Source organism: Psychromonas marina (assembly GCF_030161115.1).
Classification (GTDB): domain Bacteria; phylum Pseudomonadota; class Gammaproteobacteria; order Enterobacterales; family Psychromonadaceae; genus Psychromonas; species Psychromonas marina.
This window is the reverse complement of sequence record NZ_BSPQ01000010.1, coordinates 36,580-38,382: the sequence shown is the minus strand read 5'-3', so window position 1 is coordinate 38,382 and position 1,803 is coordinate 36,580. Positions and strand designations below refer to the sequence as shown.

Below are 1,803 nucleotides of genomic sequence, written 5' to 3'. Positions count from 1 at the left end.
AATTTCTTCCAAATATTACTTTGTTAACGAAGAGAATCTTGAAAAATAAACAACCTAACAGCGATAGAGATGACAATTAAAAAATAACGCTAAGACGATAGTTCTATCACTATCCATATTTTCAGGATCACACTGCTTACTTAATACGAAAAAACTAATAGCGGCATTATTTTCCCTGCTATTAGTTTATTTTATTTATAACTGCTTGATCAGATATCTTAATTACCCTTCAAGCCAACCATTGATAGTGGAAATATCAGCTTCCTGCAGATCACCTGCCGCAAACTTAAGACGCAATACATTTAATACATAGTTGTAGCGAGCTTTGGTTAACGCTTGCCTTGCGTGGGACAAATCTTGTTCTACATCTAATACTTGTACCAAACTATTCTGGCCCACTCTGTAACCTGAATCTCTCGATTTTAAAAGACTCTCCTGCGCTTTTACCGATTGAGTTAATGCATTAATTTGTTCGATCGCTTCACCAATTCGGTGGTAAGCATCATGCGCAGAACGCTCAACAATACGCTGCTTATCATTACGGTCCTGCATCACGCTATTACGTTTTTCTGCACCTTGACGTAATTTTGAAGAGGTTTTACCGCCAGAGTAAAGAGGGATTTTCAATTGCAGCATCACATTGATTTCATCAATATCACTACCACCACCAAATACCGAACCATCGGTATTCGTGTTTTCAGCTGAAGCCACTAAATCTAAAGTAGGATAGTGCCCACCACGCAGTGCTTTTACTTCACGCTGTGCTTCTTCAAGGGATAATTTAATTGCTTGTAATTCAAGGTTATTCTTGGCAGATTTGCTCACCCATATTTCAGGGTCGGTAGGGACGGGTAATTGAAGGTCTATTTCAGGACGAAGTCTTGCCAACTCCCCCGGCATGCTGCCCAATGATTCACGTAGTGCATAACGGCTATCCATTAAACGACTTTTAAGCTCTACTTCTTTACTTAATGCATTAAGGTATTTAGCTCTCGCTTCTTCCACATCCTCTTTTCGCCCCACACCACTTTTACTTTTTTTCTCAGATACATCTAAATGCCTACTCATCGCTTTTTTTTCTGAGTGTACGGTCTCTAATTGGTCGCCCCGTTCAAGCACCAAAAAATAAGCTTCCGACAACCTCAATAACAGCTCCTGCTTAGCGAGATTGAACTCTATTTCTGCACGATTAGCACTAATTTTAGACTGTGAATAACGCTGCCAACGGGTGTAATCAAAAACCGACTGGGTCAAACTTAATCCGTAGGTCGTGGTGTCGTAGCGATCAGAGCCCGATGCAAAAACATCATTATCAGATTCATTGATCGACTGATCCGTGAGCTTATATTCATATTGAAAGTCTAAGGTAGGTAGTAAGTCAGCACGACTTTGACCAATAATCTCTTGATCTGCGAGATACTTATGGGTAGCCGAAAGATATTTAGCATCCTGTTTAGCGCCTATCCTCATAACCTCAATCAGATTTTGCGCATATGAAAGTGGTGACGAGACAGTTAACAATCCACTGATAATTAACAATGCAGCAGGTCTGGTCATTTTTTTGTTGATCGTTGCTTTTACTGAATCTAAACGCATATCTGTTGTCTTCCCTAGATCTGATCCATTTTTATTAATGCAGCCTGTTATGCTTCAGTTACTTTACCCAGCAATTTTTGTCGCTAAGGTCGTTCAACAGACTATCCGTCCTATCGTTAAACCTTAATGGTGATCGAGCCAACACCACACAAAGAATCAGCATTTAACATAAAATTAACACTCTCAAAGGTTAAATTTAGTACGCTT

General features: G+C 39.7%; 1 protein-coding gene. It reads right to left on the bottom strand.

Features of this window, described 5'->3' with window-relative positions:
- Positions 1–222: 222 nt before the first annotated feature.
- Positions 223–1,596, bottom strand: a complete 1,374-nt coding sequence (locus tag QQK09_RS11200; protein WP_284204229.1) for a TolC family outer membrane protein — start codon at positions 1,594–1,596, stop codon at positions 223–225.
- Positions 1,597–1,803 lie beyond the last annotated feature (207 nt).

Bases quoted from the DNA above. Each gene is read 5' to 3' on its own strand.
- QQK09_RS11200 (WP_284204229.1), bottom strand. From the start codon at position 1,596: ATGCGTTTAGATTCAGTAAAAGCAACGATCAACAAAAAAATGACCAGA.